The sequence below is a fragment of the Burkholderia sp. RF2-non_BP3 genome (assembly GCF_001522185.1).
Classification (GTDB): Bacteria; Pseudomonadota; Gammaproteobacteria; order Burkholderiales; family Burkholderiaceae; genus Burkholderia; species Burkholderia diffusa.
In genome coordinates, this window is record NZ_LOSU01000012.1 from 204,895 (window position 1) to 219,485 (window position 14,591).

A 14,591-nucleotide genomic window follows, 5' to 3' on the forward strand; every position below is an offset into this window, starting at 1 on the left:
AAGATGACCGCCGGATGACGGAATTTTCATGAAGCATGCGTGCGATGCGTCGCCGCGCTTCATGAAAATTCGGTCATGTTTCGGCCATGTCGTCGTCACGCCGGCGGCGATAAGCTGCGGCCGTCTTGTATCCGGAGCGCGTCGTCGCGGCGCTGCTCCCGTTCATCCGGTCATTGTCTGCGTGATTCCGCATCCATGTCGTACTGGCGCAAATTCATCCTCGTCGTGCTGCTGGCGCTGTGTGTGCCGATCCAGTCGTTCGCGACCGTGTCGACGCCATGCGCGGGCGCTGCCGTGCCGCACGCGGGGGGCGGCGTCGATGCCCAGGCCGCGTCGCATGCGATGCCGGGCGCGCACGGCGAGCGGCATGAGGACGACGACCACGCACGCCATGCGACGCCTTGTCCCGCCTGCGGGTCCTGCTGTTTCGGCTCGGGCATGGCGGAGGCGCCTGCCGTGTCCGTTACGTCGGACGTCGGCCTCGCGATCGTCTCGTCCGCACCGTCGACGGTCGTCGTGTCGTTTTTGACCGGCGGCATCGACCGGCCGCCACGCCGGATTTCAATCTAGTCCGTGCCCGCGGCCAAACGGCCGCGATCCGCAAACCGTGCCGGCGAACGCGCGACGTCCGCCGCACGACTCACGACGAGAAACATCCATGCGATTGATTACTGCGGCGCTGCTTGGCGCGGCGGCGCTCGTGCCGTCGCTCGCGCCCGCGCAAACCGCCTTTCCCGATCCGGCCGACGCGGCCGCGTCGGTGCCGGACGTCACGGTGACGTCCGCGTTCGACGGCTACATGCCGTATCGGGACGACGCAGGCCCGGGCTGGAAGCAACTGAACCGGGACGTGACGGCGCGGCCGGCGAAGGGAAACACCACTGGACACGCGAAACCCGAAAATGCGGCGGGCGGCTCGGCCCATTCGATGCACGGAGGGGCCGCGCAATGACGAGACTTGCGATTTCACCGCGAATCGGCGCGACCGTGCTCGCGCTGGCATTCCTCGCCGGCTGCACCACGTTCTCGAAGGACGGCGGCTTCGACGCCGTGTCGTCCGTCGCATCGGAGCGCATCGGGAAGGACGCCGTCATCGTCAGGACCGATGCCGACCGCGCAGCCGTCGACAAGCGGACGAAGGAACTGCTCGAGAAACCGCTGTCGATGGACGACGCGGTGCAGCTCGCGCTGCTGAACAACCGTGGGCTGCAGGCGTCGTACGCGGAACTCGGACTGTCGGAGGCCGATCTCGTGCAGGCCGGCCGGCTGCCGAACCCGCGCTTCTCGTTCAGCCGCACGCGGGCCGGCGACGGCGAGCTGAGCCTCGGCCGCACGTTCTCGGCCAACGTGTTCGCGCTGCTGACGCTGCCGCTCGTGACGAACATCGAACGCCGCCGCTTCGAGCAGACCCGGCTCGAAACCGCCGACGCGATGCTGAAGGTCGCGGCCGACGCGCGCCGCGCGTATGTCGAAGCCGTCGCCGCCGAACAGGCCGCGAATTATGCTCGACAGGTCCGCGACGCCGCGAGCGCCGGCGCCGAGCTCGCGCTGCGCATGCGCCAGGCCGGCAACTTCAGCCGGCTCGACTATGCGCGCGAGCAGGCATTCCATGCGGATGCCGTCGCGCAGCAGGCGAAGGCGCAGCAGCAGGCCGTGGCCGCGCGCGAGAAGCTCACGCGCGCGATGGGGCTGTGGGGCGAGCGCACGCGGTACGCGCTGCCCGAGCGCTTGCCCGAGCTGCCGAAGGCACGCCCCGATCTGCCCGATCTCGAACGCTATGCGATGAACAACCGCCTCGACATCCAGGCCGCGAAGCTGCAGACGCAGGGCGTCGCGTCGTCGCTCGGGCTCAGCAAGGCGACGCGCTTCGTCAACGCGGTCGATCTCGGCTACGTGAACAACTACGAGACCGGCAAGGGGCACGAGCACGGCTACGAGATCAGCGTCGAGATTCCGCTGTTCGACTGGGGCGGCGCGAAGGTCGCGCGGGCCGAGGCCGTCTACATGCAGTCGGCGAACCGGCTCGCGCAGACGGCGATCGACGCGCGCTCGGACGTGCGCGAATCGTACGCGGCGTACACGACGAGCTACGACGTCGCGAAGCACTATCGCGACGAAGTCGTGCCGCTGCGCAAGACGATCTCGGACGAACTGCTGCTGCGCTACAACGGGATGCTCGCGAGCGTGTTCGAGCTGCTGAGCGATGCGCGCGAACAGGTCGGCGCGGTCAACGGCTACATCGACGCGCTGAAGGATTACTGGCTCGCCGAAACCGATCTGCAGGCGGCCGTCGGCGGCCGTCTGCCGACCGCGCAGCCGACTCAGCCGACGCAGCGCGCGGACACGTCCGCCGCACCCACGACCGACGCTGCGCCGCAGCCGGCTTCTTCACCCGTGGCGCAACCGGCGCCCGCAACGCATCCGGAAGGTCATTGACATGGTGTCCCGTCGACAATTTCTCAGCGGCTCGGGCGCCGCGCTGCTCGGTGCGGCGATGGTCAGCAAGGCCGGCGCGGCGTCGCTGCCCGACGCGCCCACGATGGCGAAGGCCGGCACGCAGCCGCCGCTCGTGCCGCCCAACGGCCGCCCGTACACGCCCGTCGCGACGCTGAACGGCTGGACGCTGCCGTGGCGAATGAAGAACGGCTGGAAGGAATTCCACCTGACGGCCGAGCCGGTCGTGCGCGAGATGGCGCCCGGGATGAACGCGAACCTGTGGGGCTACAACGGCCAGTCGCCGGGCCCGACGATCGAGGCCGTCGAAGGCGACAAGGTCCGGATCTTCGTGACGAACCGGCTGCCCGAGCACACCACGATCCATTGGCACGGGCTGCGGCTGCCCAACGGGATGGACGGCGTCGGCGGCCTCACGCAGCCGCATATTCCGCCCGGCAAGACCTTCGTCTACGAGTTCCAGCTGGAGGCGCACGGCACGTTCATGTATCACCCGCACGCCGACGAGATGGTGCAGATGGCGATGGGGATGATGGGCATGTTCATCGTGCATCCGAAGGATCGCGCGACGATGCCGGTCGATCGCGACTTCGTCTTTCTGCTCGCCGCGTACGACATCGATCCGGGCAGCTACACGCCGCGCGTGAACGAGATGACCGACTTCAACATGTGGACGTTCAACTCGCGCGTGTTCCCGGGCATCGACCCGCTGCCGGTGCGGGCGGGCGACCGCGTGCGGATTCGTTTCGGCAACCTGACGATGACGAATCATCCGATCCACCTGCACGGCTACAGCTTCGAGGTGGCCGGCACCGACGGCGGCTGGATTCCGCCGGCGGCGCGCTGGCCGGAGGTGACGGCCGATGTCGCGGTCGGCCAGATGCGCGCGATCGAGTTCACCGCCGATCGTCCGGGCGACTGGGCGTTCCATTGCCACAAGTCGCATCACACGATGAATGCGATGGGTCATCAGGTGCCGAACCTGATCGGCGTGCCGCAGAAGGATCTCGCGAAGAAGATCGGCAAGCTCGTACCCGACTACATGGCGATGGGCAGCACGGGCGGCGCGATGGGCGGCATGGAAATGCCGCTGCCCGACAACACGCTGCCGATGATGACGGGCACCGGCCCGTTCGGGCCGCTGGAGATGGGCGGCATGTTCACGGTGCTGAAGGTCCGGCAGGGCCTCGGCCGCAACGATTATCGCGATCCGGGCTGGTTCCGGCATCCGAAGGGCACCGTCGCGTACGAATACACCGGCGAATTGCCGGACGGTTGAGCCGCGGGCAGCATGCGGCGGCCGTGATGACGCGGCCGCCGGTTTTCGTTTCATTCACTCAGGAGCACGCACGATGAAGAAGGAACTGGTTTCGGTTGCAACGGGTTGCATGCTGGCGTTTTCCGCCGCGTCGTACGCGGCCGGCGACATGGCCGGCATGGATATGAGCGGCGGCGCGATGCAGGGCGCCGCCGCGAAGCACGAGATGTCGCACGGCGAGATCCGCAAGATCGACACGGGCACCGGCAAGCTGACGATCAAGCATGGCCCGCTGGACAACCTCGGGATGGACGCGATGACGATGGCGTTCAAGGTGAAGGACCCGGCGATGCTGTCGCAGGTGAAGGTGGGCGACAAGGTCGACTTCGTCGCCGAGGACGTGGGCGGCGCGTTGACCGTCGTCGAGCTGAAGAAGCCGTGACGCCGGGCATGACCATGAAGATCACCCCCCTCGGGCGGCTGGCCGCCCTCGCCGCGGCCGGCGCGATCGCCGCCGCCGTGCCGGCCGCGGCATTCGCGCACGGCAAGCTGGAAAGCGCCGCACCGGCGACGGGCAGCGCGGTCGACACCGCGCCCGACACGTTGCGGCTGACGTTCAACGAAGACCTCGAACCGGCGTTCAGCTCGGTGAAGGTGTCGGACGCGAACGGCAATGCCGTCGCGCACGAAAAGGCGAAAGTCGATGCGTCGAACCCGCGCGTGATGACCGTCGCGATACCGAAGCTCGCGCCCGGCGCGTACACGGTGCAGTGGGTGGCGATGACGGCCGACGCGCATCGCACCAAGGGCGCCTATTCGTTCAGGGTGAAGGGGTGAACGAGGGCTTCGTCGGCCTTTTGAGGCTCGTGTCGGTGGCGATCCAGAACACCGGGTTCGCCGTCGTCGTCGGCGCGCTGCTCGGCAGCCACTGGCTCGCGCGCGGCGAGTCGGCGTGGCAGCGCGGCATCGCGCGGCGTCTCGTCGCGACGCTGCGCATCGCGTCCAGCGTGTCGCTGCTCGCGAGCGTCACCGCGTTCTGGGCGCATTGCGCGCTGATGAGCGACGTGTCGATGCTGGACGCGTGGCCGTCCGTCCGCGCGATGCTCGCCGGCACCGGCTTCGGTCACGCGTGGCTGGCCGGCGCGGTGTTCGCGGCGGTCGTCGTGCTGCTGTCGTTGTTCCGGCGTGCGAACGATACGCGCTTTCCGTTCGCGATCTGGGCCGCGCTCGCGGGCGTCGCACTCGCGCGCAGCAACGGCGGGCATCCGGTCGACGCGGGCCTGTTCAGCGTGCCGGTATGGGTCGACTGGCTGCATCTGCTGGCGATCAGCGCGTGGGTCGGGCTCGTGTTCGTGACGGCGTTCGGCGTGATGCCGCGTCTTGACGGCATGCCCGCGAGCGAACGCGCGACCGGCGCATCGTTCGTGCAGTCGCTGTCCGATGCGTCGACGTATGCGTTGATCGTGCTGTTCGCGACCGGCGCTTACAACGGCTGGCGCGGTGTCGATACGCCCGCGAACCTGCTCGGGTCGACGTACGGACAGATCCTGCTGTTCAAGCTCGCGCTCGTGCTGATCGCGGCGGCGCTCGGCGGACACAACCGCTTCTTCGAGATGCCGAAGCTGCTGGCCGCGCTGAAGGATCCGGCGGCCGCGACGCCGGCCGGCCTGTTGCGACGGTTCGGCGCGGTGTTGCGGATCGAGGCGGTCGTGCTGGCCGGCGTGCTGATGGTGGCCGCCGTGCTCGTGTCGAGCGCGTTGCCGGGGACGGTTTAGCGCCAGGGTCGGCAGGCGAGGCCGGTAACGGGAAATCGTCGGAACAGCGGCGGTTTCGATCAGACGATTTCCCGCTTTCCGACCGGGGTAGCGCAGCCGGATGATTACATCCATCTGTCGTTTGGTTACTAAAAACTGTCACCGAGCGCCGCTAAGCTTTCGCCACCCTCACAACCGGGATTCCCCGTCATGCGCTCGACAATCCGCCTGTTTGCCCCGCTATTGCTGCTGCCCACGCTTGCCGCGCCGGTCTTCGCCGCCACCGCCGCGCCCGTCAGTCCGAACTGCGGCGGCAGCACGACGCCGATCGCCGACATCCAGGGACCGGGCGCGCCGTCGCCGCTCGCCGGCCAGAACGTGTCGATCGAAGCGGTCGTCACCGCCGATTTCGGCGGCACGGACGGCTTCGGCGGCTTCTTCGTCCAGCAGGCCGATGCGCAGCGCCGCAACCAGCCGGGCGTGTCCGAAGGCCTGTTCGTCTATGCGCCGAAAGTGCGCGCGAAGGCCGGCGATCTCGTGCACGTGACCGGCAAGGTCGAGGAAAAATACGGGCAGACGCAGCTCACGCTGTCGGGCGCGATCGCCGTGTGCGCGAACGGCCAGACGGTCACGCCGGCCACGCTCACGCTGCCGGTCGACAACCCGAACGCGTTCGCCGCATATGAAGGGATGCGCGTGCGCCTGCCGCAGACGCTCACCGTCACCGACAACTACGAACTCGGCCGCTACGGCAGCGTGATGCTGAGCAACGGCCGCCTGCGCACGCCGACGAGCGTGGTGCCGCCGTCGCAGGCGCAGACGCAGATCGATGCGAACGCACGCAACCGGCTGATCCTCGACGACGGCTCGAACAAGCAGAACCCGGCGACCGTGCCGTATCCGGCGCCGGAGCTGTCGGCCGCGAACCCGCTGCGCTCGGGCTACACCGTGCGCGACGTCGAAGGCGTGCTCGAGGTGCGCTACGGCGCATGGCGCGTGCAGCCGCTGCCCGGCGCGGCCGCGCCGACGTTCGACACGCGTTCGAACCCGCGCACCAACGCCCCGGCGCGCGATCCGAAATCGAACCTGCGCGTCGCGTCGTTCAACGTCCTCAACTATTTCAACGGCAACGGTCTCGGCGGCGGCTTCGACGATCCGAACAACCGCGGCGCGAAGACCTATCAGGAATTCCAGCGCCAGGAAGCGAAGATCGTCAGCGCGCTGAAGGCGCTCGACGCCGACGTGATCGGCCTGATGGAAATCCAGAACAACGGCTACGGCGAACTGAGCGCGGTGCGCCAGCTTGCCGCGAAGCTCGGCAGCCACTGGCGCGTCGTCGATCCGGGCACGTCGCGCCTCGGCGGCGACGCGATCGCGGTCGCGATGATCTACGACAGCCGCGCGGTCGAACCCGTCGGCCGCGCGTCGACGCTCGCGATCGACGACAAGAACCGCCAGCCGCTCGCGCAGTCGTTCCGCCGGATCGGCGGCAAGCAGGCGCTGACGATCGCGGTCAACCACCTGAAGTCGAAGAACTGCCCGGACGCGGCGAACGACGACCGCGACCAGGGGGACGGCCAGGGCTGCTGGAATCCGACGCGCACGCGCGCGGCCGCGAAGCTGGCCGACTGGCTCGCCGGCACGCCGACGGGCATCGCGGGGCAGGGCACGCTGCTGATCGGCGACTTCAACAGCTACACGTATGAAGACCCGATCCGCCTGCTCGAATCGCGCGGCTACCGCAACCTGGTGTCGCGCTGGATCGGCGCCAATGCGTACAGCTACGTGTACAACGGCGAAGCCGGCTACCTCGATCACGCGCTTGCATCGCTGCCGCTCGCGTCGCACGTGAAGGCCGTGCACGAATGGCACATCAACGCGGACGAGCCGCTCGCGCTGCAGTACACGCTCGCGTACAAGTCGGCCGAGCAGCAGAAAACGTTCTACGCGCCGGATGCGTATCGTTCGTCGGACCACGATCCGGTGCTGATCGATATCGCGTTGCCGGGCGGCGGGCGCTGATCGCTGAATCGAGTATCTGAAGTACGGCGCGCGGGCGGCGGTTGCGCCGCTCGCGCTGTCATGCGATCCGGAATGAGCGGCGCGAATGACGGCTTCTTCATCGCGAATGCCTGCGCATGACGCATCAATGCCGTTTGGCGCACTCCACAGTTTAATTCCGGTATCGGGTAAATAATTCCGTTGTGTTTCCGAGAAATAATCGGCATCGGTATTTTATGGACGATGCCGGTTTTTATTCAATGAATCTCACTAATTGATCCGGGATAATTAAAATGAAAGAAAAATCCTGTCGATTTGAAGGGGATCACGCGCACTTTCGAATCCCGGCAAGGGCGGTGCGGCATGCGAAAACGCCGTCGCATTCCAATAAAAACGCCTCGCATAACGACCTGAACGCGAACAATCGTGTTTTCTTTCAAATGCCAGACACTGATCGCCGTTCGCATCATAAGAGATTTTTTAATATCGGAATGATCTTTGACAACGCGGCGCAGCACCGCCTATTTTTGTGGTGTCGTAAATTCAGGTAATACGATAAGTCGTCGAAACTGCCAGGGGGCGGCGTTTCCGCATCATTCTCCGCCAGCAGTTTGCTGTGTCTGTATCAAGTTCAGTCTCTCGAAGAAGTCCAATCCCCAACCGCCGTCTGCCAACCGTGCAACGCGAGTGGCGGGTATGCCTGCGCGTTTTTCGCCGGCGATGGCGGCCTGTGTGAAGCGGTATCCGACTCAACACAAGGATCGAGGCATGAAACCAGACAGGAGCAGTACCGGCAGCCGCCGCGAGCGTCGCGGCAGGCTGGCCGGGCTAGGCGCATTGACCATCGTGACGCTCGTGCTCGCGGGCTGCGGCGGCGACGATTCGTCGTCGGTCGGCGCGTCGAGCCTCGCGCAGGCCACCGCCAGCCAGCAGGCCGGCGCGCAAGCGGCGGCCGGCAGCCAGTCGCCGGCGGCGAACCAGCCTTACGTCGACCCCGTCGCGTATTCGATGAACGCGACCGACGGCCTCGCGGCCGCGCAGGTCTCGGAGAAGGCGGCGGTGATGCATTACCAGTGGAAATCCGGCGGCACGACGGTCAGCTACACGACGACCACGGGCCACCTGACCGCGCAGGACGCGAACGGCAACGCCGAAGCGTCGATGTCGTACGTCGCGTACACCGCGCCGAGCACGAACGGCAAGCCGCGCCCCGTCACGTTCGTCTATAACGGCGGCCCCGGCTCGTCGTCGATCTGGCTGCGCCTCGGCTCCTTCGCGCCGACGCGCGTCGCCACGCCCGATCCGTTGTTCGGCAACAACTGGCCGAACTATCCGCTCGTCGACAACGCGGACAGCCTGATCGACACGACCGACCTCGTGTTCATCGACCCGCCGGGAACCGGGCTGTCGGAAGCCGTGCTGCCGAACACCAATCAGAAGTACTGGGGTTCGGACGCGGACGTCAACATCATGCGCGACTTCATCCAGCGCTACCTGAACGTCAACAGCCGCGGCACGTCGCCGATCTACCTGTACGGCGAATCGTACGGCACGCCGCGTACCGACATGCTCGCGCTGGCGCTCGAGTCCGCCGGTGTGCACCTGACGGGGATCGTGCTGCAATCGTCGATCCTGAACTACTTCGCCGATGCGGTGGAAGCGGTGGCGATCACGCAGTCGACCGAAGGGCTGCTGCTCGAGACCGATACCGTGGCCGGCTACCTGCCCGGCTATGCGGCGGTCGCCGCGTACTTCAACCAGGTGTCGCCGGCGCCGGTCAACCCGTATCTGTATGCACTGCAGACCGAGTTGTTCACGACGCTGATCTACAACCAGTTGCAGCAGTACTCGCAGTCGTGGGTGCTGAGCCAGCTCGGCATTCCGGATGCGCTCGGCACGCCGGTGTTCCCGAGCGATGCGACGCTGAAGCTGTGGTCGCTGCCGTCGAGCCTCACGCAGCAGGCGCTGCGCGGCTACTTCAACGCGAATCCGTTCGGCACGAGCCTGCTGCCCGGCACGACGATCGGACGCTACGACGGACGCGTGTCGTTGCCGAACTCGGATCCGCGGCTGCAAACGGACGGCGATCCGTCGGACATCCTGATCTCGCAGCCGTTCACGAACGCGCTCGCGACGCAGATGCCCGACTACCTCGGCTACACCGCGCCGAACGCGACCTACCTGCCGCTGAACGACAACATCATCCAGGTGTGGGACTTCTCGCATGACGGCCAGCCAATGCCCGACTCGATCCCCGATCTGCTCGGCGCGCTTCAGCTCAATCCGAAGCTCCGGGTGCTCGCGGAGAACGGCCTCCACGACCTGGCGACGCCGTTCTTCAACACCGAGAAGCAACTCGCGCGGCTGCAGACGGTGAAGGGCCTGAACCCGAAGCTGCAGGTGAATTTCTTCCAGGGCGGGCACATGACGTATCTGGATGACGTGGCCCGTCCGCAGATGAAGCGCGACCTGACGATCTTCTATCAGGGCAGGCGGATTCCGACCGCGCTGACGCTGCGCACACTGCCGCCGCCGTGGCCGGACGAGAACCCGGCCGGCACGCCGACCGGCAGCGTGCCGGGCGCGACGGCCGCGACGACGCTGGCGGCCGCACCGTAAACGACGGACTCCTTGCGAAAAGGAACCCTCAATTCATCCATTGAATGCGAGTGATCATGTCCCTAATCAACTTGATGCGGCGTATGTCTCCGTTGATCGTCCTCGGTGCCGTGATGAGCAGCGCCCACGCACTGCCGCCGCAGGCGGTGGCGCCGGTGAAGCTGCCGCGCGGCGGGCACGGTGTCGACGGTCCGTTCTTTCCTGCGACCCGCGTGGCGCCGGTATTGCCGTCGACCGGCGCGACGCTGCAACAGCAGGCGCAGAAGCGCGTCGACGCCCGGCTCGGCGGCAATACGGTGCTGAGCAACGGCGCGGCGGTGACGAAAGCGCAGGCGCAAAGCAGCGGGCTGGGCTTCGTCGCGAAGCACTTCGACGAGATCGATGCGAAACACACCGGTCGCGTGACGATGAGCGATGTGCGGCAGTTCATCCAGCAGCGGCAGGTGCAGGCGGAGCAGGAGCAGCAGGAGTGACGATGTAGCGAGGTCGTGCGCGGGGTGATGGCCGATGCGGGCCGTCTCCCTGCACCGACGGTCTGTTTTGAACCCGCCGCGGCGCACGTTCGGCCGCGGCTTTCTACATGGAGGTTCAGTTCATGCGCGGGCAGCGCGAAGCCGCGTCACGCATCGCGTGATCGATGTTCGGCTTCCCGATGCGCGTAACGCCGCGCCGTCGCCGACGGCAACTCGCCGAACATCGCGCGGTAGTCCTGAGCAAAGCTGCTCAGGTGCCAGAAGCCCCACTTCGTCGCGGCCGACGTCACGGACCCGCCGAGCCGCAGTTCGCGACGAACGTGATTCAGCCGGACGGCGCGCAGATACGCGATCGGATTCAGGTTGAGCGTGTCGTTGAACGCGTATTGCGCGGTACGCCGGCTGATGCCGAGCTGCACGCACAGTTCGGCGATCGACAGCGGACACGTCGACGCGTCCTGCAGCCGCTCCTGCACCGCGTTCACGAGCGACCAGTACTTCGTCGGCCGTGTCGCGAGGGTGTCCGCGTCCGGCGCGGGCGTCGTCATCGCTTCGGAAATCGCATACAGCACCGTCCGCTCGAGCAGCTCGATCCGCTCCTGCGTCGTCACGTCGTCGATCGGCGTGCTTTTCGCGGCCGCGGCCATCGTGTGGCGCAGCAGGTCGCGCAAGCGGTCCGCGACCTGGGGCGTCATCGGGATCAGCGGCGCGAAGGTGCGCGCGCGCAGCGACGCGGCGAGCGTGCGCATCGCCTCCGTCGACAGCTTGTCGGGCTCGATCTCGACGTTCACGAGCACGTGCCGGTCGGGCGAATAGAACTCGAACACGGGCTGGCTCGAGAACACGTGCAGGCTGTCGCGCCCGCTCTTCTCGCCGCACATGCGCGCATGGCCTTCGAGCTCCAGCGGCACGGCCACCGCGATGCGGTCGGACGGCACCGCGCCCTGCTGCAGGATCACCTTGTCGAGATCCTCGACCAGAAGCCGGATGCCGCCGAGCGACACGATGGACGACGAGCCATGAAACCGGCCGCCCGAGATTTGCGTGTAGTTGAGATCCCAGCCGTCGAAGATTCGCGCCTGCTCCTCCACGTCGGTGAACGCGCAGAACGCCACCGTTCGTGCGAGCGGCGGGGCGCCAGAAAAATCGCTCGGATCGGCGGACGGCGTCATCGGAGTCGGGAAGGGGCGGGCCGGATCGATGCATTGTAGCCGCTGCCCGAGCCGGTCAAAAAACCCGATGGCCCGATTCCCCGAAGAAACCCTCGCTTGCCGAAATCCGATAGTGAAAAGCCGGCCGCCGCAATACCTTTGGCACGGACGGAACACAACGTATCGCATCGCGCCGGCGCCGGGAGCCTCCCGCTTCGTTGCCGGACGAACCGAACACGGCTGCCGGCGTGGTCCCGGCAGCACACTTCTGGAGAGACGTCGATGGAGCTTCCACGTGGCGGATTCTGGCGCAACTGGGTGGGCAATCAGTCGTGCGTTGCCGCGCATATGGCGTCGCCGACCAGCGAGGCGGAGATCGCCGAGCTGGTGCATGCCGCGACGAGCCAGGGCAAGAACGTCCGATGCTCGGGATCGGGGCATTCGTTCACGCCGGTCGTCGCGACGAGCGGCCTGCTGCTGTCGCTGAAGGATTACCAGGGCGTCGTCGCGGTCGACGCGCAACGAAAGCGCGTCACGGTGAAGGCCGGCACGCGGATCAACGCGGTGACGCGTCATCTGAAGGCCATCGGCTTCTCGCTCGTCAACCAGGGCGACATCGATTCGCAGGCCATTGCCGGTGCGCTCGCAACCGGCACGCACGGCACGGGGACGACGCTGAGCAACCTGTCGTCGCAGGTCGTCGGGATGCGGATCGTTCGCCCCGACGGCTCGATCATGGAAGTGAGCGACGGGCAGGACCTCGACCTGCTGCATGCGACGCAGGTGAACATCGGCCTGTTCGGCGTGGTGTCGGAGCTGACGCTGCAGGTGACCGACGCGTTCTGGCTGCACGACCGCGTGTGGCGCGAGGACTTCGAGGCGCTGATGGAAAAGTACGACGAGCTCGCGGCCACGCACCGGCATTTCGGTTTCTTCTGGTGCCCGACGTCCGAAAGCCGCCACCTGTACTGCCTGCCCGATACCGCGAAGGTGTCGAACTCGAAGAAGGACTACGACGTGTGCGAAATCAAGGTGATGGACCTCACCGACGAACGCACGTTCTTCGAAGGCGAGCACGAGAAGATCGCGTACAGCGCCGAGGTCTATGCGATTCACTACGTCGCGAACTTCCACGAACTCGAATACGCAGTGCCTGCCGAACACGGCAAGGAAGCGCTGCGCCGCGTGCGCGACCTGATCCTCACGAAGCATCGCGACTGCATCTTCCCGGTCGAGTATCGCTTCACGAAGGGCGATCCGGCGTGGATCAGCCCGTTCAACAATCAGGACAGCGTAACCATCTCGTGCTCGGGCGGGCCGAACGGCGTCGACTATTGGCCGTTCCTGAAGGACGTCGACGACATCCTGCGCGATTACGGGTCGCGTCCGCACTGGGGCAAGCTGCACTTCACGAACCGCGACGACGTGGATCGCTGGTTCCCGAAAGCCGAAGCGTTCCGCGAACTGCGCCGCAGCGTGGACCCGGAAGGCCGTTTCCTCAACGATCATCTTCGGACGCTGTTCAGCTGAGCAATCCGAACGAACCAGACTGGAGAACGACGAATGAATGCCAAGATTGACGGGCGCCTGGCCGGCAAGGTCGCCATCGTGAGCGGCGGCGCGGGCGGATGCGGCGCCGCCGCGTCCGAACTGTTCGCCGCGCAGGGCGCGAAGGTGGCGATCGTCGACCGCGACGGCGACGCGGCCGAAACGCTTGCGTCGCGGCTGCGCGATGCCGGCTTGCAGGCAATCGGCCTCGGCGCCGACGTGTCGAGGCAGGCGGACGTGCAGGCGGCCGTCGACGCGGCGCGCCGGCAGTATGGCAATGCGGACATCCTGTTCAATCACGCGGGCACGTTGATCGTCAAACCGTTCCTCGACATCGAGGAGTCGGAATGGGACTGGCTGATGGGCGTGAACGTGAAGAGCATGTTCCTGATGACGAAGGCGGTCCTCCCGCAGATGCTGGACAAGGGGCGCGGCAGCATCGTCTGCACGTCGTCGATCTCGGCCGTGTGCGCGACGCCCGGCGAGGTGCTGTATGACGCGACCAAGGGCGCGTGCCACATGTTCGCGCGGGCGATCGCCGTCGAGTACCGCGACCGCGGCATCCGCTGCAACGCGCTGGCGCCCGGGTTCATCCGCACGCCGCACGGGATGCGCGAGTTGAAGGATCTGCAGGCGATGGGCGTGGACGCGACCGAAGCGGCCATCGCGGTGCAGCAAGGCCGGCTGTGCGAGCCGTCGGAAGTGGCCGCGGCCGCGCTGTTCCTGGCGTCGGACGAATCGAGCTTCGTCAACGGCACGCACCTGTTCGTCGACAACTGTTTTTCCGCCGTTTAGGCCCCGATATTCGCAGGAGGCCGAAGGGCAGGCACGCGTTCTCCAGGAGCGGCAGGTTCCGTCGAAGGTTCCGCAGCGATGCGGGCCTTCGATTTTTTTTGGCGGGTCGTCGCGCGATGCGTCCTAGCGGATTGTCGTAATCCTTCTATCTGAACCGATTTGCGTCTGCTGGAATGGCAATGCCGAATCACCGTTCAGCCGGCATCGCGGGGCGGCATGGGCGATGACGTCATCGGGCGCCGGTCAGGCGCCCGGCTTCGCGGGTCCGGGCAAGTCCGGCATACCAGGGTCAATCCATCACTTTCTTTTGATCAATCATCATGTTCAATCGCACCACCAGCACCGTCGCCAACGTCGATCCGGAACTCTGGACTGCCATTCAGGACGAGAACCGCCGCCAGGAAGAGCACATCGAGCTGATCGCGTCGGAAAACTACACGAGCCCGGCCGTGATGGCCGCACAGGGCTCGCAGCTCACGAACAAGTACGCGGAAGGGTATCCGGGCAAGCGTTACTACGGCGGCTGTGAATACGTCGA

General features: G+C 66.5%; 13 protein-coding genes and 1 pseudogene. 13 read left to right on the top strand and 1 reads right to left on the bottom strand.

The genetic code is table 11. The annotated features are described in order from the left end of the window. Positions 1-195 precede the first annotated feature (195 nt). From WS45_RS06350 to WS45_RS06395, 10 genes are all read left to right on the top strand, one after another. On the top strand, positions 196-570 hold the full coding sequence (locus WS45_RS06350; protein WP_059698844.1) for a hypothetical protein: 375 nt from the start codon (positions 196-198) through the stop codon (positions 568-570). A gap of 88 nt (positions 571-658) precedes the next feature. Next, the gene (locus WS45_RS06355; protein WP_059698846.1) at positions 659-952 is read left to right on the top strand and encodes a hypothetical protein; all 294 of its coding nucleotides are present in this window, start codon (positions 659-661) and stop codon (positions 950-952) included. Continuing rightward, positions 949-2,436: a TolC family protein gene (locus WS45_RS06360; RefSeq protein WP_059698848.1), complete on the top strand. Its 1,488-nt coding sequence runs from the start codon at positions 949-951 to the stop codon at positions 2,434-2,436. Before WS45_RS06355 ends, WS45_RS06360 begins: the two co-directional genes overlap by 4 nt. Position 2,437: 1 nt before the next feature. Beyond that, positions 2,438-3,733: a multicopper oxidase family protein gene (locus tag WS45_RS06365; RefSeq protein ID WP_059698850.1), complete on the top strand. Its 1,296-nt coding sequence runs from the start codon at positions 2,438-2,440 to the stop codon at positions 3,731-3,733. Positions 3,734-3,806: 73 nt separating this feature from the next. Then, positions 3,807-4,154, top strand: a complete 348-nt coding sequence (locus tag WS45_RS06370; protein WP_059698852.1) for a copper-binding protein — start codon at positions 3,807-3,809, stop codon at positions 4,152-4,154. A 14-nt stretch (positions 4,155-4,168) separates the two neighbouring features. Then, on the top strand, positions 4,169-4,549 hold the full coding sequence (copC, locus tag WS45_RS06375; RefSeq protein ID WP_059533811.1) for a copper homeostasis periplasmic binding protein CopC: 381 nt from the start codon (positions 4,169-4,171) through the stop codon (positions 4,547-4,549). Then, complete coding sequence (locus WS45_RS06380) at positions 4,546-5,487, top strand: copper resistance D family protein (protein WP_059698854.1); 942 nt, start codon at positions 4,546-4,548, stop codon at positions 5,485-5,487. The genes copC and WS45_RS06380 overlap by 4 nt, the downstream gene beginning before the upstream one ends. Before the next feature lie 189 nt (positions 5,488-5,676). Continuing rightward, positions 5,677-7,488 (top strand): ExeM/NucH family extracellular endonuclease, encoded by a 1,812-nt coding sequence (locus WS45_RS06385; protein ID WP_059698857.1) that lies wholly within the window; start codon positions 5,677-5,679, stop codon positions 7,486-7,488. A gap of 747 nt (positions 7,489-8,235) precedes the next feature. Beyond that, positions 8,236-10,086 carry a S10 family serine carboxypeptidase-like protein gene (locus WS45_RS06390; RefSeq protein WP_059698858.1) on the top strand — a complete coding sequence of 617 codons (1,851 nt, stop codon included), beginning with the start codon at positions 8,236-8,238 and terminating at the stop codon, positions 10,084-10,086. Positions 10,087-10,130: 44 nt separating this feature from the next. After that, positions 10,131-10,559: a hypothetical protein gene (locus tag WS45_RS06395; protein ID WP_059533782.1), complete on the top strand. Its 429-nt coding sequence runs from the start codon at positions 10,131-10,133 to the stop codon at positions 10,557-10,559. A gap of 146 nt (positions 10,560-10,705) precedes the next feature. Here WS45_RS06395 and WS45_RS06400 read toward each other — a convergent pair whose 3' ends face one another. Continuing rightward, entirely contained in the window at positions 10,706-11,731 is a 1,026-nt protein-coding gene (locus tag WS45_RS06400; RefSeq protein WP_059698860.1) for a helix-turn-helix domain-containing protein, read from the bottom strand. Between the two features lie 261 nt (positions 11,732-11,992). Here WS45_RS06400 and WS45_RS06405 point away from each other — a divergent pair, with 261 nt between their 5' ends. The 3 genes and pseudogenes from WS45_RS06405 to glyA all read left to right on the top strand — a co-directional run. Beyond that, on the top strand, positions 11,993-13,240 hold the full coding sequence (locus tag WS45_RS06405; RefSeq protein ID WP_059698863.1) for a D-arabinono-1,4-lactone oxidase: 1,248 nt from the start codon (positions 11,993-11,995) through the stop codon (positions 13,238-13,240). A 33-nt stretch (positions 13,241-13,273) separates the two neighbouring features. After that, on the top strand, positions 13,274-14,053 hold the full coding sequence (locus WS45_RS06410; protein WP_059698865.1) for an SDR family NAD(P)-dependent oxidoreductase: 780 nt from the start codon (positions 13,274-13,276) through the stop codon (positions 14,051-14,053). 320 nt (positions 14,054-14,373) lie between these two features. Continuing rightward, positions 14,374-14,591, top strand: a pseudogene (gene glyA, locus WS45_RS06415) (serine hydroxymethyltransferase); the annotation flags it as partial.

Coding starts and splice junctions, on each gene's coding strand:
- WS45_RS06390 (WP_059698858.1), top strand. CDS start 8,236: ATGAAACCAGACAGGAGCAGTACCGGCAGCCGCCGCGAGCGTCGCGGC.
- copC (WP_059533811.1), top strand. CDS start 4,169: ATGAAGATCACCCCCCTCGGGCGGCTGGCCGCCCTCGCCGCGGCCGGC.
- WS45_RS06385 (WP_059698857.1), top strand. CDS start 5,677: ATGCGCTCGACAATCCGCCTGTTTGCCCCGCTATTGCTGCTGCCCACG.
- WS45_RS06365 (WP_059698850.1), top strand. CDS start 2,438: ATGGTGTCCCGTCGACAATTTCTCAGCGGCTCGGGCGCCGCGCTGCTC.
- WS45_RS06350 (WP_059698844.1), top strand. CDS start 196: ATGTCGTACTGGCGCAAATTCATCCTCGTCGTGCTGCTGGCGCTGTGT.
- WS45_RS06355 (WP_059698846.1), top strand. CDS start 659: ATGCGATTGATTACTGCGGCGCTGCTTGGCGCGGCGGCGCTCGTGCCG.
- WS45_RS06395 (WP_059533782.1), top strand. CDS start 10,131: ATGCGAGTGATCATGTCCCTAATCAACTTGATGCGGCGTATGTCTCCG.
- WS45_RS06410 (WP_059698865.1), top strand. CDS start 13,274: ATGAATGCCAAGATTGACGGGCGCCTGGCCGGCAAGGTCGCCATCGTG.
- WS45_RS06360 (WP_059698848.1), top strand. CDS start 949: ATGACGAGACTTGCGATTTCACCGCGAATCGGCGCGACCGTGCTCGCG.
- WS45_RS06370 (WP_059698852.1), top strand. CDS start 3,807: ATGAAGAAGGAACTGGTTTCGGTTGCAACGGGTTGCATGCTGGCGTTT.
- WS45_RS06405 (WP_059698863.1), top strand. CDS start 11,993: ATGGAGCTTCCACGTGGCGGATTCTGGCGCAACTGGGTGGGCAATCAG.
- WS45_RS06400 (WP_059698860.1), bottom strand. CDS start 11,731: ATGACGCCGTCCGCCGATCCGAGCGATTTTTCTGGCGCCCCGCCGCTC.